Origin of the sequence: Massilia aerilata, assembly GCF_042656905.1 — a bacterium.
Taxonomy (GTDB): Bacteria; Pseudomonadota; Gammaproteobacteria; order Burkholderiales; family Burkholderiaceae_D; genus Telluria; species Telluria aerilata.
Map to the genome: position 1 here is coordinate 521,101 of NZ_JBHSMZ010000001.1, position 22,159 is coordinate 543,259.

Annotated in this window: 23 protein-coding genes; 9 read left to right on the forward strand and 14 right to left on the reverse strand. The window is 66.2% G+C overall.

Annotation, left to right across the window (positions count from 1 at the left end; all coding sequences use genetic code 11):
* Positions 1-42 precede the first annotated feature (42 nt).
* Positions 43-1,800 (reverse strand): class I poly(R)-hydroxyalkanoic acid synthase, encoded by a 1,758-nt coding sequence (phaC, locus tag ACFPO9_RS02305; RefSeq protein ID WP_379766443.1) that lies wholly within the window; start codon positions 1,798-1,800, stop codon positions 43-45.
* A gap of 51 nt (positions 1,801-1,851) precedes the next feature.
* On the opposite strand from phaC, the gene ACFPO9_RS02310 reads away from it, so the two are divergent.
* Entirely contained in the window at positions 1,852-2,058 is a 207-nt protein-coding gene (locus ACFPO9_RS02310; RefSeq protein WP_379766446.1) for a hypothetical protein, read from the forward strand.
* Positions 2,059-2,064: 6 nt separating this feature from the next.
* Here the strand turns inward: ACFPO9_RS02310 and pgeF are convergent, their stop codons facing one another.
* Both pgeF and ACFPO9_RS02320 read right to left on the reverse strand, forming a co-directional pair.
* Positions 2,065-2,853, reverse strand: a complete 789-nt coding sequence (pgeF, locus tag ACFPO9_RS02315; protein ID WP_379766449.1) for a peptidoglycan editing factor PgeF — start codon at positions 2,851-2,853, stop codon at positions 2,065-2,067.
* Positions 2,853-3,902, reverse strand: coding sequence for an RluA family pseudouridine synthase (locus tag ACFPO9_RS02320; RefSeq protein WP_379766452.1), 1,050 nt, complete (start codon positions 3,900-3,902; stop codon positions 2,853-2,855). The genes pgeF and ACFPO9_RS02320 overlap by 1 nt, the downstream gene beginning before the upstream one ends.
* Before the next feature lie 66 nt (positions 3,903-3,968).
* Between ACFPO9_RS02320 and ACFPO9_RS02325 the strand changes: the two genes are divergently transcribed.
* Positions 3,969-4,808 (forward strand): outer membrane protein assembly factor BamD, encoded by an 840-nt coding sequence (locus ACFPO9_RS02325; protein ID WP_379766455.1) that lies wholly within the window; start codon positions 3,969-3,971, stop codon positions 4,806-4,808.
* 86 nt (positions 4,809-4,894) lie between these two features.
* Here the strand turns inward: ACFPO9_RS02325 and yaaA are convergent, their stop codons facing one another.
* Entirely contained in the window at positions 4,895-5,665 is a 771-nt protein-coding gene (gene yaaA, locus ACFPO9_RS02330; protein WP_379766458.1) for a peroxide stress protein YaaA, read from the reverse strand.
* A 36-nt stretch (positions 5,666-5,701) separates the two neighbouring features.
* On the opposite strand from yaaA, the gene ACFPO9_RS02335 reads away from it, so the two are divergent.
* On the forward strand, positions 5,702-6,175 hold the full coding sequence (locus tag ACFPO9_RS02335; RefSeq protein WP_379766461.1) for a putative toxin-antitoxin system toxin component, PIN family: 474 nt from the start codon (positions 5,702-5,704) through the stop codon (positions 6,173-6,175).
* Positions 6,157-7,314 (forward strand): pyridoxal phosphate-dependent aminotransferase, encoded by a 1,158-nt coding sequence (locus tag ACFPO9_RS02340; protein WP_379766464.1) that lies wholly within the window; start codon positions 6,157-6,159, stop codon positions 7,312-7,314. The genes ACFPO9_RS02335 and ACFPO9_RS02340 overlap by 19 nt, the downstream gene beginning before the upstream one ends.
* 123 nt (positions 7,315-7,437) lie before the next feature.
* Here ACFPO9_RS02340 and ACFPO9_RS02345 read toward each other — a convergent pair whose 3' ends face one another.
* From ACFPO9_RS02345 to pilM, 7 genes are read right to left on the reverse strand one after another with little or no spacing between them, the layout of a single operon-like run.
* On the reverse strand, positions 7,438-8,757 hold the full coding sequence (locus ACFPO9_RS02345; RefSeq protein WP_379766467.1) for a tetratricopeptide repeat protein: 1,320 nt from the start codon (positions 8,755-8,757) through the stop codon (positions 7,438-7,440).
* Between the two features lie 10 nt (positions 8,758-8,767).
* Complete coding sequence (locus tag ACFPO9_RS02350; RefSeq protein WP_379766470.1) at positions 8,768-9,676, reverse strand: ExeA family protein; 909 nt, start codon at positions 9,674-9,676, stop codon at positions 8,768-8,770.
* A complete protein-coding gene (gene mshL / locus ACFPO9_RS02355) occupies positions 9,676-11,460 on the reverse strand; it encodes a pilus (MSHA type) biogenesis protein MshL (protein WP_379766473.1) in 1,785 nt (594 codons plus the stop codon). The genes ACFPO9_RS02350 and mshL overlap by 1 nt, the downstream gene beginning before the upstream one ends.
* Positions 11,457-11,888, reverse strand: a complete 432-nt coding sequence (locus ACFPO9_RS02360; protein WP_379766476.1) for a hypothetical protein — start codon at positions 11,886-11,888, stop codon at positions 11,457-11,459. The genes mshL and ACFPO9_RS02360 overlap by 4 nt, the downstream gene beginning before the upstream one ends.
* Positions 11,873-12,574: a hypothetical protein gene (locus ACFPO9_RS02365; protein ID WP_379766479.1), complete on the reverse strand. Its 702-nt coding sequence runs from the start codon at positions 12,572-12,574 to the stop codon at positions 11,873-11,875. The genes ACFPO9_RS02360 and ACFPO9_RS02365 overlap by 16 nt, the downstream gene beginning before the upstream one ends.
* Positions 12,571-13,218: a PilN domain-containing protein gene (locus ACFPO9_RS02370; RefSeq protein ID WP_379766482.1), complete on the reverse strand. Its 648-nt coding sequence runs from the start codon at positions 13,216-13,218 to the stop codon at positions 12,571-12,573. The genes ACFPO9_RS02365 and ACFPO9_RS02370 overlap by 4 nt, the downstream gene beginning before the upstream one ends.
* On the reverse strand, positions 13,215-14,105 hold the full coding sequence (pilM, locus tag ACFPO9_RS02375) for a type IV pilus biogenesis protein PilM (RefSeq protein WP_379766485.1): 891 nt from the start codon (positions 14,103-14,105) through the stop codon (positions 13,215-13,217). Before pilM ends, ACFPO9_RS02370 begins: the two co-directional genes overlap by 4 nt.
* A gap of 303 nt (positions 14,106-14,408) precedes the next feature.
* On the opposite strand from pilM, the gene ACFPO9_RS02380 reads away from it, so the two are divergent.
* From ACFPO9_RS02380 to ACFPO9_RS02400, 5 genes are read left to right on the forward strand one after another with little or no spacing between them, the layout of a single operon-like run.
* Complete coding sequence (locus ACFPO9_RS02380; protein WP_379766486.1) at positions 14,409-17,438, forward strand: DUF6701 domain-containing protein; 3,030 nt, start codon at positions 14,409-14,411, stop codon at positions 17,436-17,438.
* Positions 17,435-17,911, forward strand: coding sequence for a pilus assembly FimT family protein (locus ACFPO9_RS02385; protein ID WP_379766489.1), 477 nt, complete (start codon positions 17,435-17,437; stop codon positions 17,909-17,911). The genes ACFPO9_RS02380 and ACFPO9_RS02385 overlap by 4 nt, the downstream gene beginning before the upstream one ends.
* The gene (locus ACFPO9_RS02390; protein ID WP_379766492.1) at positions 17,901-18,404 is read left to right on the forward strand and encodes a prepilin-type N-terminal cleavage/methylation domain-containing protein; all 504 of its coding nucleotides are present in this window, start codon (positions 17,901-17,903) and stop codon (positions 18,402-18,404) included. The genes ACFPO9_RS02385 and ACFPO9_RS02390 overlap by 11 nt, the downstream gene beginning before the upstream one ends.
* The gene (locus tag ACFPO9_RS02395) at positions 18,401-19,294 is read left to right on the forward strand and encodes a prepilin-type N-terminal cleavage/methylation domain-containing protein (protein WP_379766495.1); all 894 of its coding nucleotides are present in this window, start codon (positions 18,401-18,403) and stop codon (positions 19,292-19,294) included. The genes ACFPO9_RS02390 and ACFPO9_RS02395 overlap by 4 nt, the downstream gene beginning before the upstream one ends.
* Entirely contained in the window at positions 19,291-19,779 is a 489-nt protein-coding gene (locus ACFPO9_RS02400; RefSeq protein ID WP_379766497.1) for an MSHA biogenesis protein MshP, read from the forward strand. The genes ACFPO9_RS02395 and ACFPO9_RS02400 overlap by 4 nt, the downstream gene beginning before the upstream one ends.
* 66 nt (positions 19,780-19,845) lie before the next feature.
* Here ACFPO9_RS02400 and ACFPO9_RS02405 read toward each other — a convergent pair whose 3' ends face one another.
* From ACFPO9_RS02405 to ACFPO9_RS02415, 3 genes are all read right to left on the reverse strand, one after another.
* Positions 19,846-20,376, reverse strand: coding sequence for a type II secretion system protein (locus tag ACFPO9_RS02405; RefSeq protein ID WP_379766499.1), 531 nt, complete (start codon positions 20,374-20,376; stop codon positions 19,846-19,848).
* A gap of 63 nt (positions 20,377-20,439) precedes the next feature.
* Positions 20,440-20,910, reverse strand: coding sequence for a pilus assembly FimT family protein (locus tag ACFPO9_RS02410; protein WP_379766501.1), 471 nt, complete (start codon positions 20,908-20,910; stop codon positions 20,440-20,442).
* Between the two features lie 2 nt (positions 20,911-20,912).
* Positions 20,913-22,157, reverse strand: a complete 1,245-nt coding sequence (locus ACFPO9_RS02415) for a type II secretion system F family protein (RefSeq protein ID WP_379766504.1) — start codon at positions 22,155-22,157, stop codon at positions 20,913-20,915.
* Between the last annotated feature and the right edge of the window lie 2 nt (positions 22,158-22,159).

Below are 22,159 nucleotides of genomic sequence, written 5' to 3' on the forward strand. Positions count from 1 at the left end.
AACTCATTTATTCATCTAGCAAGTTGCCTTCCCGACAAGAAATCAGTCTGCGCGTGCTTTTACGTAGCGCCCCGGCGCCGGCTCGATCGCCCGGTAGCGCTCGTTGCCCGGCTGGGCGGGCGGCGCCACGTCCTTGCCGCCGTTCTCGGCCAGGAATTTCGCCCACTCGGGCCACCAGCTTCCCTTGACCTCGGTGGCGCCGGCCATCCACTCGGCCGCGCTCTTCGGGCGGTTGCGGCTGTTCGCCGTGTTGACCCAATGGCTGCGCTTGCCTTTCGATGCCGGGTTGATCACACCGGCGATGTGGCCGGAGGCGCCCAGCACGAAGCGGTTGGCCTTGGCTTTCTTCGGATTCAGCAGGTTCATCGAAGCGAACGCCGCTTCCCAGGGCACGATGTGGTCTTCCTTAGAGCCGTAGACGAAGACCGGGCAATCGATCTTGCCGAGGTCGACCTTTGCGCCGGCCACCGTCAGCGCGCCCGGCACCTTCAGTTTGTTTTCCAGATAAGTATTGCGCAGGTACCAGCAGAACATCGGGCCCGGCAAGTTGGTGCTGTCGGCGTTCCAGTACAGCAGGTCGAAGGCCGGCGGGTTTTTGCCCTTCAGGTAGTTCTGCTGGACATAATTCCACACCAGGTCGTTCGGGCGCAGCGAGGAGAAGGTGGTCGCCAGGTCGCGTCCCGGCATCAGGCCGCCTTTGGCCAGCTGCTGTTCGCGCATGGCGACCTGGGTCTCGTCGACGAAGACGTCGAGCACGCCGTTGTCGGCAAAGTCCAGCAGGGTCGTGAACAGCGACAGGCTGGCCGCCGGCTGGCGTCCGCGCGCCGCCTCGACCGCCAGCGCGGAAGCGGCAATGGTGCCGCCGACGCAGAAGCCGAACACGTTCACCTTGTCCTTGCCCGAGATTTCGCGGGCGACATTGATGGCGGTGAGCGCGCCCTGGTCGACGAAATCGTCCCAGGTCGTGTTGGCCATGCTCTGGTCAGGATTGCGCCAGGACATCATGAACACCGTATTGCCTTGCTCCACCAGATAACGCACCAGCGAGTTTTCCGGCTGCAGGTCGAGGATGTAGAACTTGTTGATGCAGGGCGGGACCATCAGCAGCGGCACTTCGTGCACGGTAGGCGTTGCCGGCGTGTACTGGATCAGCTGGAACAGTTCGTTCTCGAACACGACCGTGCCCGGTGTGGTGCCGACGTTGCGCCCGACTTCGAATGCGGCCTCGTCGGACTGCGAGATACGGCCCTTCTGCATGTCGGCGAGCATATTCTGCAGACCCTTGGTCAGGCTCTCGCCCTTGCTATCGATCAAGGTTTTCTGGGCTTCAGGATTCGTCGCCAGGAAGTTGGCCGGCGACAGCGCGTCGACGATCTGCTGCACGGCAAAGCGGATCTTCTGCTTGTCGCGCGATGGCGCTTCGACCGCTTCCGCCATCGCCATCAGGAATTCGGCATTCAACAGGTAGGACGCGGCGCTGAAAGCCGACATCGGGTTCGCGGTCCACTCCGGCGCCGAGAAGCGCCTGTCCTTGAATTCCGGCGTCTTGCCGCTCATGAGGTCCTGCCACAGGCGCATGGCCTTCTGCAGATAGTCGTTGCGCAGCCCTTCCAGCCTGGCCGGCGGCAGGCCGGCGCCGAAATCGCCCAGCATGCGCATCACCGGCGCCGCCTGCTGGGCCATGCCGCCGCCCATGGCCGAGGGGTCGGCGAATTTCATCCAGGATTGCCAGACAGAGGGATCGGAAAACTGCGACATCCATGCAGCGCCTGGCTGCGAAGGTGCTTCGGGCGTATTCATATCGGCATCCATTGTTTAGAATCGGGTATTCATTGAAAACAGGGAAAAACCATGTGGATCGTCGCCATCGGATGGATGTATGTCGTCACCTTGATGGCGGCCACCGAAACCTCCGTCGTGGCCGGCCTCATGACCTTCCTGTTTTACGGGATGTTGCCATTATCTCTTGTTTTCTACCTGACGGGAGCATGGCGGCGCGGCAGGGCGCGCAAGCGCGAAGCACAGCAGACTACGCGCGGCGCGGGTCCTGGCCCTTGATCGGGCTTAAACTCGCCAAATCAAACTCGCCTGGCGTCCGCTACCGGCGCCGTCGCGGCGATATGAATAGAAGCGATCGCGCTCGGTAAAAGTGCAGCGCTCGCCGCCGTGCACGCGGGTGACGCCGTCGCGCGCCAGCATGCGCCGCGCCAGCAGCGGCATGTCGGCCAGGTATTTTCCTTCGCGACCGGGATAGGGACGGAAGCCCTGCTCCGCCTCGCCGTCCGGCAGCGCGGCGCGGAAGGCGTCCAGCACGTCCGGACCGACTTCGAAGGCTTGCGGGCCGATCGCCGGCCCGAGCCAGGCGGTGATCTCGCCGGCGCCCTGCTCCCGCATCCGCGCCACGGTCGCGCCCAGCACGCCGGCCGCCAGGCCGCGCCAGCCCGCGTGGGCAGCGCCGACCACCTTGCCTTCCAGATCGGCGAACAGCACCGGCAGGCAATCCGCGGTCAGGATCGCGCACACCACGCCGGGTTCGAACGCGGTGCTGGCATCGCCGGTCTGCACCGGCGCGCCCGGCTGCACCAGGCGCGCGTCGACGACATCGGCGCCATGCACCTGGGCGATCCAGGCCGGGCGTCCCGGCAGCAGCGACTGCAAGCGCGCACGGTTCTCGCGCACCGCTTCCGGGTCGTCCTTCACGTGCAGGCCGAGGTTCAAACCACCGCCGCCCTTGCCATCGTCGAAGGGCGCGGCGCTGGCGCCGCCCAGGCGGGTCGTCGCGAGCGCGCCGACATTCGCAGGCAGGTCCGGCCAGTCGGGCCGGACCACGTGACTGGCGTCGAGCCCCGGCATCAAGCCGCTTCCGGCTCTTCGATGCCGGAACGCGCGAGCAGCTCGGCGAAGTCGGCCGCCAGCGGCACGACCCATTCCATGTGCTCGCCGGTGGCCGGGTGGCTCAAGCCCAGGCGGCGCGCCTGCAGGGCCTGGCGGTGGAAGAAGGACAGCAGGTGCGGCTTGCCGTACACGGTGTCGCCGACCAGGCTGTAGCCCAGCGACTGCATGTGCACGCGGATCTGGTGGGTGCGGCCGGTTTCGAGGCGGCACTGCACCAGGCTGACCGGACGGCGGTCCAGCTCGCCCTTCGCCAGCAGTTCGTAATGCGTGATTGCCGGCTTGGCCATCGGTGCGTTCGACACCGCCATCTTGGTGCGCTCGGTCGGGTGGCGGCTGATCGGCGAGTCGACCGTGCCGGACAGGCGCGGCGTGCCCCACACCAGCGCAAAGTATTCGCGCTTGACGGTACGCGCCGCCAGCTGGCGCACCAGGTCGGTCTGGGCCTCCAGGGTTTTACCCACCACCATCAGGCCGCTGGTATCCTTGTCGAGGCGGTGCACGATGCCGGCGCGCGGCACGGACACCAGCTGCGGGCAGTAATGCAGCAGGCCGTTCAGCAGCGTGCCGGACCAGTTGCCCGAACCCGGGTGCACGACCAGGCCGGCCGGCTTGTTGATGACCATGATGGATTCGTCTTCGTAGACGATGTTCAGTTCCATCGCTTCCGGGGTGAAGGCGGTGTCCTCGGGCGCCGGCTGCGGCTCCACGTGGATGGTTTCGTCGCCGTAGGCCGTGCCCTTGCCCTTGGCCGGCTTGCCGTCCACCAGGATGTGGCCGTCTTCGAACCATTGCTGCAGGCGGCTGCGCGAGAACTGCGGCACCAGGCCGGCGACGACTTTGTCGAGGCGCTGGCCGCAGTGCGACGGGTCCAGGGTCAGGGTAATCGGCGAAAAGTCGACGCCGCTTGGCGCGAGGCCGGGTTCGGGCGCGAACTCGGCGTCCAGATCGTCGTCCAAATCGGGGTTGGAAAGGATTTCCGCCGAATTCGGCGCAGCATTTAATATCACGTTGTTCCCATCGGCTATAATCAGCCGTTCGTTGAATCTCGGTAAAAACTTTCTTGCAAAAAGCTCATGCAAAAAAAATTGTCTGTATTGGTTGTGACGTCGGCCCTGCTCAGTTTGTCAGCTTGCGGTTTGTTACCGGGAAAGTCGGACGAAAGCAAGAACGTGTCAGCGTCGAAATTATACGCTGAGGCGCGCGAAGAAATGGATGGCGCCCACTACGAAGCCGCCATCAAGCTGTTCGAAAAGCTGGAATCGAACTATCCCTTCGGCACGTATGCGGCCCAGGCGCAGATGGAAATCGCCTACGCCCATTACAAGGCCCAGGACCAGGCCGAGGCGCTGGCCGCGGTGGAGCGCTTCATCAAGCTGCACCCGAACCACCCTGCCGTGGATTATATGTATTATCTGCGCGGCCTGATCAACTTTAACGACCAGATCGGTTTCATGAGTTTCGTTTATTCTCAGGACCCGACCGAGCGCGACCCGAAAGCGACCCGCGAAGCCTTCGCCGCCTTCAAGGAACTGGTCGACAAGTTCCCGAACAGCAAATATGCGCCGGACTCGATCCAGCGCATGAGCTACCTGATCAACGCGATGGCGGCCTATGAAGTGCACGTGGCGAACTATTACTACCGCCGCGGCGCCTACCTGGCCGCACTGAACCGCGCCCAGGGCGCCGTGACCGACTACTCGGACGCGCCGGCGCGCGAAGAAGCGCTGTTCATCATGATCCGCGCTTATGACAAGCTGGGCATGTTCGAGCTGCGCGACGATACCCAGCGCGTGTTCCAGAAGAACTACCCGAACAGCCACTTCCTGGGCGGCAAGGGCTCGGGCGATGCAGCCTGGTGGAAATTCTGGGCGAAATCGGGGCCGCAGCCGGCGCCGAAGGATGCTGTGCAGTAAAGAGGAAACGCCTGCTCGATGCAGGCTTTTTTTCACCGTCATTCCCGCCTGCGCGGGAATGACGTTTACGGGTACGTGTCCCGGCTTTAGCCCTCGATACGCCGCCGGAAAACCCATGCCAGTTCCGTCGATGCCGCCTTGTCGAACGCATACCCATCCACATCGAACTTCTTCAGCTTCAGCGGATCGGTCATCCCCTTTTCCGCCGCATAACGCGCCATCATGCCCCGCGCGCGCTTGGCGAAGAAGGAGATGATCTTGTACTTGCCGTTCTTCCAGTCCTCGAACACCGGCGTGATCACCGGCACGCTCAGGAGCTTTGGTTTCACCGAGCGGAAATACTCTTCCGAGGCCAGGTTCACCAGCGCCGTCGCGCCCTTCGCCGCCAGCGCCTCGTTCAACGCCGCCGTCACGGTCTCGCCCCAGAAGGCATATAAATCCTTGCCGCGCGGATTGGCGAGCCTGGTGCCCATTTCCAGGCGGTAGGGATGCATCCGGTCCAACGGGCGCAGCAGGCCGTACAGGCCGGACAGGATCCGCACATGGTCCTGCACATAGGCCAGCGCCTTCGGCTTCAGGCTGCGCGCGTCCAGGCCGCCGTAGACGTCGCCGTCGAAGGACATCACGGCCTGCCGAGCATCCGAATGGTCCGGATGCCAGCTCGCGTAACGGGTCACGTTCAGCACCGCCAGCTGGTCGGAAATATCCATCAGCTCGCCGACCTGGGCCGGCGAATAGTCCTTCAGCACGCGGATCAGTTCGGCGGCGCGGTCGATGAATTGCGGCGTCGTGTGCAGTTTGGTGGTGGGCGGCGAGTCGAGGTCGAGCGATTTGGCGGGCGAAAGAACGATCAGCATAGGTAAAGAACGGGGACAACCAGTAGAATTGCCGACATGATACCTGCTCCAACGAAACTCATCGTCATCGACACCAATGTTTGCCTCGACCTCTTCGTGTTCCGCGACCCGCGCTGGGCCAGCCTGCTGGCCGCCCTGGAGTCCGGCGCGGTCGAGGCGGTGACGCGCGCCGATTGCCGCGACGAATACCGGATCGTCCTCCACTATGCCCACCTGCCGCTCGACGACAGCACCCGGCCCGATGCCGCCGACCGCTTCGACCAACTGATCCGTGTGGTGGCGCCCGACAGCCGTGCCGTCCGCCTGCCGGTCTGCACCGACCGCGACGACCAGAAGTTCTTGGAAATCGCGCGCGACGCCGGCGCCGCCATTCTCGTCACCAAGGACAAGGCGCTGCTCAAGCTGGCCAGGAAGACGGCGAAGGAAGGCCTGTTCCGCATCATGACGCCGGAGCTGTGGGTCAAGAACGAAGCGCCTATAATTTCCACACCATGCCAACTCCCATCCTGAAGTCGCGCCTGCCGGCGGTCGGCACCACCGTATTCACCCTGATGTCCAAGCTTGCCGCCGAACACGGCGCGGTCAACCTGGGCCAGGGCTTTCCCGATTTCGGCTGCGATCCGCACCTGCTGGACCTGGTCGACGAAGCCATGCGCGCCGGCCTGAACCAGTACCCGCCGATGGCCGGCGTGCCGGCCCTGCGCGAAGCGATCGCCGCCAAGATCCAGACCCTGTACGGCCGCGCCTACGACCCCGACGCCGAGATCACGGTGACGGCCGGCGCCACCCAGGCCCTGACCACGGCCATCCTGTGCGCCGTGCATCCGGGCGACGAAGTCATCATCGTCGAACCGGCCTACGACAGCTACCTGCCGGCGGTACAACTGGCCGGTGGCGTGCCGGTGACGGTGTCCATGCGATTCGATGAAAGGGGCTACAGCGTGCCCTGGAACGAGATCGCAGCGGCCGTCAGCCCGCGCACCCGGATGATCGTCATCAACAGCCCGCACAACCCGACCGGCACCATCCTGCGCACGGACGACCTCGATGCACTGGCCGACATCGTCGACGGCACCGGCATCCTGATCCTGTCGGACGAGGTCTACGAGCACATGGTCTATGACCGCCAGCGCCACGAATCCGTCAGCCGCGATCCACGGCTGGCCGAGCGCGCCTTCGTCGTCTCGAGCTTCGGCAAGTCCTATCACGTGACCGGCTGGAAGGTCGGCTACGTGGCCGCGCCCGCAAGCATGATGGCGGAGTTCCGCAAGGTCCACCAGTACAACGTGTTCACCGTGAACACGCCGATGCAGCACGCCCTCGCCGGCTACATGCGCAACCCCGCGTCCTACCTCGAGCTGCCAGCCTTCTACCAGCGTAAGCGCGACGCTTTCCACGCGGCGCTGATGCGTTCGCGCTTTACTTTGCTGCCGGCGGACGGCACCTACTTCCAGTGCGTGCGCTACGACAGGATTTCGAATCTGAGCGAAGCGGAGTTCGCGCAGTGGCTGACGCGAGAAGTGAAAGTCGCGGCGATTCCGGTGTCGGCGTTTTATAGCCGGGGGAAAGAGTCGCGGATTGTGCGGTTTTGTTTTGCAAAGCGGGATGAGACCTTGGAGCTCGCTTTGGAGCGGCTGGCGCAGGTGTAACGCCGGCTGTGCTTCGGCCCGCGGCTTCCGCCCGTCGTCCCCGCGCAGGCGGGGATCCGGGTTTGCTTGCGTTCCGTCTGCTCTAGCGGAACTTGGGTCCCCGCCTTCGCGGGGACGACGAAATCAGCGTGCCAACTGCTGCAAACGGCGCTCGACGAACGCGGTCAACTCCGCCGACAGCGATCCGCTGGCGCGCGCGCGCTGGAAAGCCTCCAGCGCCTCGGCATTGCGCTTCTCGGCCTGCAGCGACATCCCCAGCCCCATCCACCACACGCCATTCCCCGGCGAGCTACGCAGCGCCGCCTGGTACTGTTCGGCCGCCTCACGGTGGCGCTGTTCGCGCTGCAGTGCGCCGGCCAGGAAGGCCCGGTAGTCGGCGTTGGTGCCCGCGTACGGCAGCGTGCGGGTGAGCGTATCGACCCCGGAGGCGCCGCGTTCGATCTGCAGGCGCGCCAGCAGCATCGCCAGCGCCGGTTGGCGCGCGTCCAGCGCCAGCGCGGTCTGCAGGTGGCGGATCGCTTCGTCGCTGCGCTTCGCTTCGATCAGCAGGCCGACCAGGGTCTGGCGCGCGGCTTCATGGGCCGGGTCGAGCTTCAGGGCGTGTTCGAGCGCGGCCATGGCTTCCGTCATGCGGCCGTCCTGCAGCGCGTTCAGTGCGTGGCGATATTCGCCCTCGGCGCGCTGGGCGCCGGATTCCTGGCGGCCCTGGGCGCCGCTCGCGCCGGTCCCGGCGCTGCGCTTGCCTTTGGCCGCGGCGGCGTCGGCGCGGGCCTCGGCGACGGCGTTCGCGCGGCGCGCGGCCTTCAGCTCGCGCTCCTCCGCAAGCTTGCGGCGCTTCGCCTGACGCTTCGATTCCTTCGTTTCCTTCGCTGCCTTCGCTGGGTGCGCGGCTGCCGCCGGCCTCAGGTTCGGCACCTTCATGCGTGATTGCAGCTCGGCCATGGTGGCCTGGCGGGCGGCGCGCGCTTGCTCGCTGTCCGGTGCGTAGCCAGCGACGCGCTTCGGCGCCGCCGGCTGTGCCGTGCCCTTGCCGGCCAGGCCTTCCATTTCCGCTTGCCGCACTTTCGGCAACGCACGCACCGGCGCTTCCGTCAACGGCGGCGCATCGAAACTGTCCCCGGCCTGTTCGCGAACCGGCGCCGGCGCTTCGGCAACAGGGGCTGGCGCCGCCGCAGGCGCGCGCACGGCTGCCGGCGCGGCCATTGCCGCCGGCCTGGCCGCGCCACGGCCCTGCTGATGATGGCCCCAGCCGTACCAGGCCAGCGCCGCCGCCGCGCAGACCGTGAAGGCGCCGCCGGCGGCCAGCACCACGGTGCGGCGCTCGAAGCGGTCCGCCAGGCGCTCGCGCGCAGGCGCCACCGGCCGGATCTGGGATGGGAAGGCCTCCGCGCCCGGCGTGCCGCGCGCGTCCAGGTCCTGGAGCATCTTGTTAATCAGGCTCATCGCCGCCTCATCATCGTGTAATCACCCAGCCGACGCTGGCGGCGGCGCCGGCCAGCAGGGCGCCGAGCGCGGCCCAGGGCAGGAGCCGGCGTCCGCGCCTGCCGCCGGCGCTGGTGGCCAGGGTGTCGCGCGCGGCCGCGTCCACGTGCGCGCGCGTCACCGCGTGGCCGCCTTCGCCGTAGCAGAGCATCAGCGCCTTGTGGGCCAGCACGTTCACCAGGCGCGGCACGCCGCCGCTGGCCTTGTACAACTTCGCGATGGCGCCGCCCGAGAACAGGCGTGCTCCCGCAAAGCCGGCCACGCGCAGCCGGTGCGCCACGTAGAAGTCGAGATCGTCGCGGCTCAGCGGGCCGAGGTGATAGTGGAAAGTGATACGCTGGGCCAGCTGGCGGATCGATTCCAGCTCCAGCTTGCGGTTCAGTTCCGGCTGGCCGAACAGGACGATCTGCAGCAGCTTGCGCTTTTCGGTTTCGAGGTTGGTCAGCAGGCGCAGGGCCTCCAGGCTCTCGACCGGAATCGCCTGGGCCTCGTCGAGGCACAGCAGCACGCGCTTGCCCTGCCCCGCCAGTTCGAGCAGGCGCTCCGTGATGGACTTCAGCAGGCGGTGCTGGTCGACGTCCTTCTCGAGCACGATCTCGAGTTCATCGGCCAGCGCCAGCATCAGCGTGCGCGCTTCCAGGAAGGGGTTCGGGATGTAGGCGGTGACGAAACCCTCGCCCAGGGTCGCCATGAACTTGCGGCACAGCAGGGTCTTGCCGGTGCCGACTTCGCCGGTGATCTTGATGAAGCCTTCGCCGTTGCGCGCCGCCACCAGCAGCGTGTTGAGGGCTTCCTGCGAACCCGGGCTGCCGAAGAAGTAACTGGTGTCCGGCGTGATCCCGAAGGGCGCCTCGCGCAGGCCGAAGTGGGCCCCGTACATTACTTCATTCCCCGCGGCGCCAGCTGGTCGATACGGCGGCCGGCGTCGAGCAGATCGTCGTTCCAGTTATTGACGCCTTCGACGATGGTGGGCTTGATCAGCACCACCAGCTCGCGCTTCTGGTTCACGCGCTTCTTGGCGCCGAACAAATTGCCCAGCACCGGCACGCTGCCCGCGCCCGGCACCTGCGAATTGTCGGCGGTCGAGGATTGGCGCATCAGGCCGCCGATCGCCACCACCTGGCCGTTCGAGCCGCGCACGATGCTGTCCAGTTCGGAGGTCGCCGATGCCGCCAGCGGCAGGCTCAGGTTGCCGGCAGCGCCCAGGCTGACCGCTTTGTTCACGGTCGACACCTGGCTCACCGAGGGGTGCACGTGCAGCAGGATGTTGCCGCGGTCGTCGATCTGCGGGGTCACGTCCAGCACCACGCCCGAGAAAAAGGCCTGCAAGGTCACGTTCGGGGTCGTGGTGTTGCCGGTGGTGGTCGAATTCGTCGTGGTACTGACGCCGGTGACGAAGAATTCGTCGGTACCGATCTTCAGGACCGCCTTCTGGTTGTTGACCGCCGCCACGCGTGGACTGGACAGCACGTGCACCGTGCCCTGCGTCTCGAGGAAGGAAATCAGGGCCGCGAAGTTGCTGGTCTGGACCGCCAGGCCGAACATCGAACCGGCCGCGCCGGCGGCGTTCGACAGCGAGAAGCCGGTGCTGGCGGCCAGGCCGGTGCTCGGATCGCTGATGGTGGCCGGCTGGCCGCCGTTGAACGGCAGCGGGGTCAGGGTCGAGCCGGGCGACAGCAGCCCGCCCGATACGCGATTGTCATGGCCGCTCTTGAGCGAAGCAAAGGAGGCCCAGTTCACGCCGCTCTGGAAGCTGTCGTTCAGTTCGACCTCGAGGATCTTTGCCTCGAGGATCACCTGGCGGTCGACCGACAGCTGGGTGGCGCGGAGATAGGCGTCGACGTTGCGCAGCTCGTCCGGCATGGCGCGGATCACCAGCACGCCCGATTGCGGGCTCACCACGACGCTGCGCCCAGCTGTTTTGGCGCCGACGATGGTTTCGATCGATGCCTTCAGGTCGGCCCAGAAATCGGTATTCGAGACGGTGCTGACGTCCGTGCTCTCGACCTGTTGCTGGTTCTGGCCATTCTGGCCGTTCTGGTTCTGGTTTTGATTCTGGCTACCCTGGTTGCCGCCCTGGCCGTTGTTCTGGCCATTCTGGTTGTTGACGGCGTTGGCCACCGAGGTCGAGGACACGCGCAGGTTCGACAGGCCGCGGCGGTTGCCGACCAGGTAGTTCACGCGGAACATCTTGGTCTGCATGGTCAGCGGCTTGATCGAGATCCGGGTACCCTCGATCTTGTAGTCGTAGCCGTACATTTCGCGCACCGCATCGAGGGTCTCCTGCAGGGTCACGTCCTTCAGGTTGGCCGTGATCGAACCCGTCACGTCCGGATGCACCAGGATGTTGTACCGGGTGCCGGCGACGATGGAGCGGAAGAACTGCTGGGCCGGCACGTTGTTGAAGGAGACGTTGAAGCGCTCCTCCAGCGCCGGCCGCGCCTTCGGCAGCTGGGTCGCCAGGCTGGCGGCGGGCGGCAGCAGTGCATTCGCGACGGCGTCGTCGACTGCCGGCGCGGCCGGGCGTCTTGCGGCGTCGCGCGCGACTTCGGCGCGGATCGCGTCATAGGTCGTGTTGGCGGGCGGCGTCTGGCAGCCGGCCAGCGCCAGCAGCAGCGCGATGGCGGTCAGGCGGGCTGGCCGGCGCACCGTTGCGCGCCTCATCGCCGTTCTCCAGGACGGGACGCGGCGGGCACGCGGGTAACGCCGGCTGCGCTGTCCGGCGCATACAGGCGCAGCACCTGGCGCTCGGCGCCACGCTGCAGCTCGACCGCGCTGTCGGCAATGCGCACCACGCGCGCGCCACGGAAACTGTCGCCGACACGCACGCCCTGGCCGTCGATCACCGCGATGCGGCCTTGTCCACCGGCCCGCGCGAGCATGACGGATTGGAGTTGCGGGGCGGCTTCCTGTTTGGCCGCGTCGCTTGCACCAGGCGCCGCAGGCAACGCGGCGGCCGGCGGGCGGGTCGGATCCGGCAGGCTGCGCGCCGCCTGGGGGCTGCCGGTACTGGCAGCGCTGGCGGCGCCGGCAGCGAGTGCCAGCGCCGCCAGCGCGGCTCGGGCTGCGATCTTGGTCAAAGCTTCATCCATTTCGGGTCCAGGCTCAGGGTGTAGAGGGTCAGGGTCAGGCGCACGGTCGGGTACTGCTCGACCTGAAGCTGGGCCTTGCCCCAGAACAGCTGGGTCGGCAGGGCTTCGAGCGCTCCCATGTAATCGACCATATCGAGGTAGCTGCCGCGCACCGTCAGTTCGACGCCGTGGCGGAACAGCAGGTCCGGCTGCCTGGCCGCCGGCGCGGCCGGGGCAGGCGTGGCGGCCGCCTCCGGCGACGCGCCATCCGCGCCCAGTGCATTCAGCGACCCGACAGGCAGGGTTTGCAGCGAGACCAGCTTCAAGCGGCCGTTCGCGCGCAGGATCGATTCGAGCAGGGGCGCGATGCGCTCCGGCGGCACCAGGCCGCTCTGCACTTCGCGCATGCGCTCGCTCATGCGCGCCGTCTCGGCGCGCAGCGCCGCCAGCTGCTTGCGCGCCTGCAGATCCGGATCGACTTCGGCCTCGGCCACCTTGTGCGCGATCGCGGTTTCGGTCTCGGCCAGGCTGGCACGCTGCTGCACGATATGGTTCTTCAACAGGTCCTGTTTGCGCTGCAAGGGCGCCAGCAACGCAACCTGGCCCAGGAAAGCCAGCGCCGCCAGCACGGCAGCAAACACCATCACCCGCTCGCGCTGGCTGAGGGCGTCGATGCGCGCCGCGAATTGAAGCCAGCGCTGCTTCATGGCTTCGCTCCCTCCGGCACCGGCTGCAGGCTGAATTCCACGTAAGGCGCGGCGACGCTGCTCTCCTTGCCGTCCGGGCCGGACTGCTTGAGCGCTTGCGCCTCGCCGATCTGCAGACTGCCAACGGCCTTGCCCTGCAGGACCGGCTCGCTGCGCAGGCGGCTCAGGAAGCCGGGCACCATCGCCGGATCGAGGGCCCTGCCCTGTACGCCGATCTCGCGGCCGGCGCCGCCGATGCTCACCGCGGTCAGCCACAGGCCGTCGGTGCTCTGGCGCGCCATCGCGCGGAAGTACTCGGCATAGCCCTGGGTGTTGCCAAGCTCGCCGCGTTCGATCACCTGGGCCACGTGGCGCAGGGCGGCGTGCTGTTGTTCGGCCTCGGCCAGCTGGGCGCTCATTGCCGGGTCGCTGGCGCGCGGCTTGAATTCCGCCTCCACACCGGCCAGGCGCTTGTGCGCGCCTTCCAGGCGGCGCGTGACGGTGTCGGCCTCGCCTTGCAGCTGCGCCAGGCGCAGCTGTCCCCAGCCCACCATCGCCAGCAGTCCCAGCACCAGCGCGCCGCTGGCGGCCGCCATGGCAGCGGCCGAAAAGCGCGTGGCCTGGTGCTGCAAGGCCGGGTTGAACAGATTGATCTGCTGCCTCATGCCGGCGCTCCCTGCTCGCGCAGCGCGGCGCCGATCGCAAAGAAGAAGCGCTGCTGCACGGCCGCGGCCTGCAGTTCGGGCACGCGGGCCAGGTCGAAAAGCATGACCAGGTCGAGCGTTTCGACGCGAATGTACAGATTGCCCGACAGGTATTCTTCGAGCTCCGCGGCGCCGGTCGGGGCCAGCACCAGCTTGGCCAGGCCGATGAAGGAGAACTGGCGGTCGAAATGGTCGAGCGAGCGCTGCAGTTCGAGCGTGATCTTGTCGAAGACCTGGTATTTGCGGTCCGGGTCCGCTTCCAGCAATTGTCCCAGTGTCACTTCGATGCGGCGCGACAGATAGAGCTCCCCGCGCCAGGAAACGGTCAGCAAACCGCCATCCTCGCCGAACGAGAGCATCGCCACCCCACGCCCGTCGGCCTCGAGCAGGCTCGACACATTCCGCTGGGCCATCTCGGGAATGTCGATGGTGCCCAGTTCGAGCCTGGCATGTTCGAACAGCGCCTGGCGCGTCCGGATCACGCTGTTGCGCGCCGCCACGGCGAACACGCTTTGCTGGGGCCGCACGGCCGCATTCGGATCGAGCGGGATGTCGAGCACGTCGAAGGTGGCGTCGTCGACCGGAAAATCGAGGATGTCCTTCAGCCGGAAACGCATCGCGGCCTTGATTTCTTCGCGCGGCACGTTTGGCGCCTCGGCCGACATGATCTGGTATTCGCCACCGCCCAGCACCGTGGTGCAGCGGTATTGCGCGGCATGCAGCTCCTTGCCGGCCTTATCGAGCACATCGGCGGTCGGCTGGCCGGCAAAATGGCTTGCCAGCGTCACCGCCGGCTTGCCCTCGCCACGGCGCACGCTGGCCGCAGCAATGCCGTCGCGTTGCAACACCAGTGCCAGCCAATCGGCATGTTTCCTTGATTTTCTAAAAAAAAGCATGCGGGCAATGATGAGAGCAGACTTCCGGTTGTTGGTGCTAGTACTTGATTATATTCAAGTGTCGGAAAAAACCGATACCATTTTTTTACTCAAGGAAAATAATTAAAGGTTTCTGTATGGAACTCCACGCATATGTTGTAAGTACACCTCATAAGAAAACGGCATTTTCTTTGCGATTAGCGCCTAATTAATGCACACTCCTGCTTATATTGTTTTAAATCAATAATGTTTAACCATTTAGCCCAGGTGTTTTTGATGTGGCGCAGATGCCTGCCACGCATCTCCTTACGTTGCCTCCACTGGGGCCTGTCGCTGCTTGCTGCCCTGAACGCCGGGACCGTGCTGGCAGCCACCTATAACTTCGGCGGCGGCAACGTCGCAGGCTGCCCCCTATCGTCGGGAACCTATACCTGCAACAGCTTTCCGCTGGGCTCAAACAACGACAAGATGAGCATTGCCGACGGTTTCAAGGTGGTCGTCAAGGAAAGCGTCAGCTTCGATTTCAACCAGAGCCTCACCATGAGCGGCACGGCGACCTTGAGTGTCACCGGCAACCTGAGCATTGCGGATATCAGCCCCAACAACTTGTCGATCAACGGCGGGAACCTGGTCAGCACGGGCGCATTCACGATCGGCAACCAGGCCCAGACGATCGCCGCCAACATCAGCGCGTTCAGCATGACGCTCGGATCCGGGTCGCGCACCAGCATTACCGGTAACGTCACCGCCTCGAACAGCATCAGCATCGGCTCGCACGCCACGATCAAGGGTGCGGTCAGCGGCAGCACCATCAATACGAGTTCGCCCGTGTCGATCACAGGCGACATCACCGCGACCAGCTCGTTCACGCTGGCCTCCGGGAGCACGGTAACGGGCAACATCGTGGCGCCCACCGTGTCTCTCCTGCCTTCGGATAGTTCGGTAACCGGCAACATCACGGCCAGGACCTCGCTTCGCCTGGGCAGCTCGGTGAGCGTCACCGGCGACGTCAGCACCGGCAACCTGATCCTCGACAGTTCGAATGCGATCGTGACCGGCAACGCCACCGTCGATACCGCGACCCTGAACTGGGCAGGCCGCGTGACCAAGACCATTTACTGCACCGGCGGCACGACCAACGGCAAGTGCGATTGCGTCACCAACAATAGCGGCTTCGACGTCAACACGGTCAACGGTCCGCACTGCTCGCCGCCCGCGCCCGCGCTCGACCATTTCCTGATCGTTCACGACGGCAGCGCCAGCGCCTGCACGCCCGAACCGGTGACGGTCAGGGCCTGCGCCAATGCGGCCTGCACCAGCTATTTCACGGGCGGCGTCAACGTCACCCTCCAACCCGGCGGCGGCAGCTTTGCGATCGGCTCGACCGGGGTCAGCACCAACGCCACCGTCAGCCAGCAGAGCGTGGGCAGCGCGGCCGTGCGCGCTAGTGCGAGCAGCATCGCGGCGGCCGCCCCCAGCCAGTGCATCAATACCTCGAACGGTGCCGGGGCGGGCACCGGCAGTGTCCAGTGCGGCATGAATTTCGACGGCAAGGTCGGGCTGAGCCTGTCGATCCCGGACCAGTACGCCGCCAATAACACAAAGCTTCTGCTGACGGCAGCGGTAGCGGACCCCAGCGGCACGCAGTGCAAGCCGGCCTTCCCCGGAGCGAACCAGCCGATCCAGTTTAGTTGCAGCTACAGCAACCCGAACAGCGGCAGCCTGCCGGTGATGGTGAGCGCCAACAGCGATGGCTCTTCGCTCGCCGCGCTCAACGCCAGCACAACCGGCGCCCAGTTGTGCGACGGCAGCGCCCGGACCTTCAGCGTCGCTTTCCCCAATGTTTCCACGCTCGCGGGCAGCGCCGCCACGCTGATCATGAACTACGCCGACGTCGGCAAGCTGACCCTCAAGGCGGCGACGACCGTCAATGGCGTTATCCCGAACACCACCGCGGACGTGGTGGTGGCGCCGGCGTCCTACGCGATCACCACCTTCCCTGCGACGACGACCGCCGCCATACCCTTCAACGTGGTGGCGACCGCCCGCAACTCCCTGGGCAACCCGACCCCGAACTTCGGCAAGGAAAACGCCAACCCGGCCATTCAGCCCGAAACCCTCAGCTTCGCGCTGGGTGCACTCGGCACGGTCAGCTGCAGCCTGACCCCGGGCGTGCTGGGCTCGCTCGGCATCGTCGACAGGAGCGTCGCGGCCGGCGCCGTCACGGGCAAACTGAGCTATACCGAAGCCGGCGCCATCAACGTCCAGGTCCAGCAGGCCAGCATTTACTACCTGGGCGGCAGCGTTCCGCGTCCAGCCACGGTCCAGACCAGCGCCGCCGCCGGCTGCGGCGCAATCCGCTCGGTGCCGGCCTGGTTCCTGGTCCACGAAGGGCGGGTCGGATCCGGCCTGGCGAATTTCTACTATGCCGGCGAGCCGATCGACGTGGTCGTCACGGCCAAGAATGCGGCCGGCAACACCACCCTCCTGTACGACAAGAACTATGGCTACAGCAATCCGGTGCTGTTCACGGCCTTCGACGCCGCCGGCGCCACGGCCATTCCTGCGGCCACCGGCAGCCTGTCCGGTACCGGCGCCAGTGCGGCGGCGCCGCTGACTGCCGGCGCCTTCACCCTGGGCACGGCGGAACTGAAGAAGACCACTGCCCCGCCACTGGCCTTCAGCTTCGCCTCGGCGCCGCGCGCGCCCATGAAAGTGCGCCTGCGCGCGACCGAGGCCGCGTCGGGCGGCGTCAGCTCGGCCAATGCCGCCGCCTACGGCGTGACGGCGGAAGACAGCTTCGAGGCGCGCAGCGGCCGGGTGAGCTTCGGCAGCAGCTTCGGCAGCGCCGCCGGCGACCTGGCCCTGCCGGTCACGCTGCAGTACTGGACCGGCGCCAGCTGGATACGCAATGTCGACGACAGCGAAGCCCTCCACCCGCTGCCGACCACGGCCTTTGCGATCCAGGCCGGCACTTTGCCCGCCAAACCAGGCATCGTGGCGACCGGTCTCAAGGACGGCGGCCTGCTCCTCACCAAGGGCCAGGGCAGCCTGACCCTGCGCGCCGCCGGCGGCGCCGGCACCGCGCTGGTCGCGATCAACCTCGGCAACACGGCCGCCGACAGTTCCTGCCTGGCGGGCAGCCGCCCGGTGACGGGCGGCGCCAACATGCCGTATCTGCGCGGCCCGAACGGCATCTGTACCGGCACGGCGGCCGCGGCGGCCGATCCGGCGGCGCGCGCGACCTTCGGCGTATTCGCGCCGGAAGCGCGGCGCCTGATCCATACCCGCGAGGTGTTCAATTGAGGTCGCGCGGCTTCACCACTGTGGAGTTGATCGTCGTCATGATCCTGATCGGCATCCTGTCGGCAATTGCCATCCCGCGGCTGATCGGCAACGGCGAACGCGGCGCCCAGGTCTTCGGCGACCAGCTGGTCAGCGGCCTGCGCCTGGCCTCCACGACGGCGCGCGCGCACCGGCGCACGGTCTGCGCCACCCTCGCTCCCAGGGCGCTTGCCCTGCGCATCGCCACGGTGGCCGGCCCTTTTGCCCCGTGCACGGCCACGCTGGGCAGTGCGCCGGAAAGCGATTTTGCGACCACCGATCCGGACGTCGTGGCGGACGGCCTGAGCGGCGCCCTGTATTTCCAGCCGAACGGCGAAATCACGAGCGACCGCGCGGGCGCGACGCAGGTCGGCAGGGCCAGCATCACGGTGCGTGCGCAAGGCCTCAAGCAGCGTAGCATCCAGCTCGAAGGGGCGACCGGCTATGTCGAATAAGCGCAGCGCGGCATGGCCGGCGCGGCGCAGCGCCGGCGCGACCCTGGTCGAACTGATCATCGCCATGGTCATCATCGGCGTGGCGCTCGCCGGCCTGGTCGCGGCCTTCCGCAGCAGCAACCGCGGCAGCGTCGACCCGCTGATCCTGCAGCAGAAAGCCGCCATCGCCGAAAGCCTGATGGGTGAGATCCTGCTGAAGCCCTACGACAACGACGCCAACCCGTCGACGCCGAACGTGCGCGACACCTACAACGACGTGATGGACTTCAATAACTACGGCAACGGCCTGTCCGGCATCCGCGACGTCAACAACACCCCCATCGCCGGTCTCGAAACCTACTCGGTGGCGGTCAAGGTCAGTGCGGCGACTCTGGACGGCGCGACCCCGGCGCTGAAGATTGCGGTATCGGTGTCGAACAGCAACGACGCCGGCCCGCAGGATGCCTTCGTCCTCACGGGATGGCGCACGGCCCCGGTGTCCCCTTCCCCATGAAGAAACAAGGCGGCTTTACCCTGGTCGAACTGGTGATCGTGATCGTGGTCACCGGCATCATCGCAGCCATCTTTGCGATGCAGTTCGGTCCGTCCCTGCAGCACTATCTGGCGGTCGGCCGGCGCGCCAACCTGACCCACCTGGCCGACACCGCCCTGCGCCGCATGGTGACCGAGATCCGTACCGCGGTGCCGAATTCGCTGCGCCTGCTGCCCATGCCGAGCGCGAAGCTGTCCTGCCTCGAGATGGTCCCGACCAGCGACGGCGGCCGCTTCCGCACCGGACCGGATACCCAGTGGGACACGGCCAATCCCGCCACGCCCTCCGAACCGCTCGACCTGCGCGCACCCGACGCCGTGTTCGACGTGCTCACCGCATTCGACAACGCGCCCAAGGCGGGCGACTGGGTGGTGATCGGCAACCAGAACACGGCCGACGTCTACGAAGGCAGCGACCGCGCCGCAATCGCATCGATCGGCAGCCCGCCTGCCACCGGCAGCAGCAATAAACCGCTTGGACAAAGCCGCATCACCCTGGGCGCAGCCAAGCAGTTCCCCTATGCTTACGAGGGCGGTCGTTTCAATATCGTCCCGGACAGCCTGCAGGCCGTGACCTATATGTGCAAGGATGCCGGCGTCGATGCCGAGGGCACCGGGACCGGCACCCTGACCCGCATCGCGCACTACGGCTTCAACGCCAGCCAGGCCTGCCCGGTGGCGGGCGGCACCAGCGCCGTCGTCGCGACCAAGGTCCGCAGCTGCAATTTCGTTTACAACCCCGACCAGGGCGCCACCCAACAAAGCGGCTTCGCACAGCTGCAACTGACCCTGGCCGATCACGGCGAAATCGTGACCCTGACGGTCGGCGCGCAAGTGGAGAATCTGCCATGAAGCTATCCAGGATCCCGCGCCGCCAAGGCGGCTTCGCCTACATCGCGGCGGTCATCCTGCTGGTGATCGTGTCCGGCATGGCGATCGCCGTCGTGCGGCTCAACCTCACGCAGGCGGAAACCGGTACCGGCGCGGCGCTCACCGCGCGCGCCAGCCAGGCGGCCCGCGCCGGCCTCGAATGGGCTTTCTATCAGATCGGAAAGAACAAGGCGGACGGTTGCGTGAAGCGCACGCTGTCCGACTTCAAGACCGACACCGGCTTCCTGGTGACCGTCAGCTGCCGCGTGACTGCCTACAACGAAGGCCAGGATCCGGCCACCGGCAGCCCGCTGGTCAAGAATCTGTACCGGGTCGAGGCGCTTGCCTGCAACGGCAGCGCGGCGTCCTGTCCGGACGATGCCAACAGTGCCCAGGCGGATTACACCGAACGGCGGCGCGTGGCGACGCTCTGCATGCCGGCGTCGGGCAACGGCGATTGCTACTGAAGGCGCGGTAAACGAAAAAACGGCCGGTCCGCGCCAGGCGCAGGACCGGCCGTTCCTGGAACGGACTTACTCGCAGTTGGCAGCGGTCGCGGTGTTGGCCAGCACGATGGCCGGCGGGGTGATGGCGCCGCTGGTGGCATCCTTGGTGGCCGGGGCGTAGGTCAGGTAGCACTTGTCAGGATTGGCAGCGCCGGCCGGAACCAGGGCGAAACCATCGGTCGGGATGGTCGGCTTGGGGTCGGCCGAGTCTTTGGTCAGCAGCGTGTAATCCTTGGCGGTGTCGATACCGGCGACCAGTACTGCGCCGTTCGCGGTGCCGTCCGGATAGCCGTTCGCCACCTTCACATTGTTCCCTTCGACCACCAGGGTGTTGGAAGTCACGGCGCCCGGATTCACGAGAATTTTGCCGTGCACGATGGCGGCCGAGGAAGCGATCGCACCTTTGGCCGCGCTCAGGCTGGCCACGCGGGCATCCCCGCTGAGGTTGGCGAATTTCGGCAGCGCCGTCGCTGCCAGGATGCCCAGGATAACGATCACGACGATCAGTTCGATCAGGGTAAAACCGCCCTGCGCCTGGACTTTGAAATTCTTGTTCATCAGTTTCTCCGAATGTGTGAGTTGGTTGCGGATTGCTTGCCGCTTGCGGGTATTAACGACGGCCTATCCGCTGACTTGATTCAGGGCCAGGCTTTTATTTGTGCGAATAAATTCTACCTTGAATCTAAGCAACCTTGATGTGCTGAAGGTAAAACTTTCACTGTTTTTGGGTAAATACACCAGGGTTTTGTCGCGTGGGTCAAACACCCAGCCGGCCTGGCCGATCTGTTTGGGGTCCGGCGCGTAGTACTCGCCCAGGTAGTTCGCCGGTTTCCAGGACAGCAGCTCGATCGGATTGCCGACGGCGAGCTTCTGCAGGTCCTGCTGGCGCCCATCCGAGGCCAGCTGGGCGCTGCGCGCCTGCAGCGAGGTACGCAACGCCGCCACGACCTGGCGCGCCGCCGTGATCTCGGCCTGTTCGCGGTAGTACTCGAAGCGGTTCAGGGCCACCGCGCTGAGGATGCTCGACACCACCAGCACCAGGGCAAATTCCAGCAGGGTGAAGCCGCCCTGTCCCTTTTGATTCGATCGCATCTTCATTTGTTGTGCAGGGCAGCCTTGCCCAGGTCCCAGATCGGCAGGAAGATACCCAGGGCCAGCACCAGCACCATCACACCCAGGAAGGTGATCAGGATCGGCTCGATCTGGCTCGACAGGGTCTTTAGTTCATAGTCGACTTCGCGCTCGTACATCATCGCGATCTCGTCCATCAGGTCGTCGAGCGAGCCCGATTCCTCGCCCACCGCGATCATCTGCAGCACGATGGGCGTGAACACCTGGGCGTTGGTGGCGGTGCGCAGGATGCTCTCGCCGCGCTCGACGCCGTCGCGCATCTGCTCGATGCGCTGGGACAGCCAGGCGTTGTCGGCGGTTTGCGACACCACCGTCAGCGCCTGCACGATCGGCACGCCGCTGCGGAGCGACAGCGCAAAGCTGCGCGCGAAGCGGGCCATGGTGGCCTTGTGGACGATCTTGCCGGCGATGGGAAGGCGCAGCTTGTAGCGGTCCCATGCCAGCCGGCCGGCGCTGCTGCGGGTCCAGCGCCGGAACGCAAACACCGAACCGGCGCCCGCGGCCACGAAGGCCGGCCACCAGGCGACAGTGAAGCGCGAGCTTCCGATCAGGACGCGGGTCATCAGCGGCAACTCGGCGTGAAAGCTCTTGAATACGGTCTCGAACTGCGGGATCACGAACACGTTCACCACGATCATGGCCGCCACCATCGCGATGATCACGAAGCTCGGGTAGCGCAGCGCGGTCTTCACGCGCTCGCGCATGTCGCGGTCGAATTCGAGGTGGTCGAACAGGCGCAGGAAGACTTCCTCCAGGCGGCCGGTCATCTCGCCCACCCGCACCATCGACAGAAAGAAGGGATTGAACACGTCGGGGTGGCGGCGCATCGCGTTCGAGAGTTCGCGGCCGGCGTCGAGCGATTCGCGCAGGTCGCGGATCACGACGCCGAAGCTCTTGTTGACGGCCGACTCCTGCAGGCCGGCCAGGCCGCGCATGATCGGCACGCCGGATTTGAGCAGGGTGTAGATCTGGCGGCTGAACAGCTGGACGTCGAGCGAAGTCACCTTCTTCGCCATCAGGCGCTCCCACAGGCTGTCCTTGCCGCCGGCGCCGGCCGACGAGGCCTTGCGCGTGGTCGGGCTGATCTCGAGCGGCGTCACGCCGCCGCCGGACAGCTGGTCGGCGATGGCGCCGGTATCCGCGCCTTCCAGCACGCCGGCCACCAGTTCGCCGCTTCCGTTGCGGCCTTTGTAGGCGAAGAACGGCACGC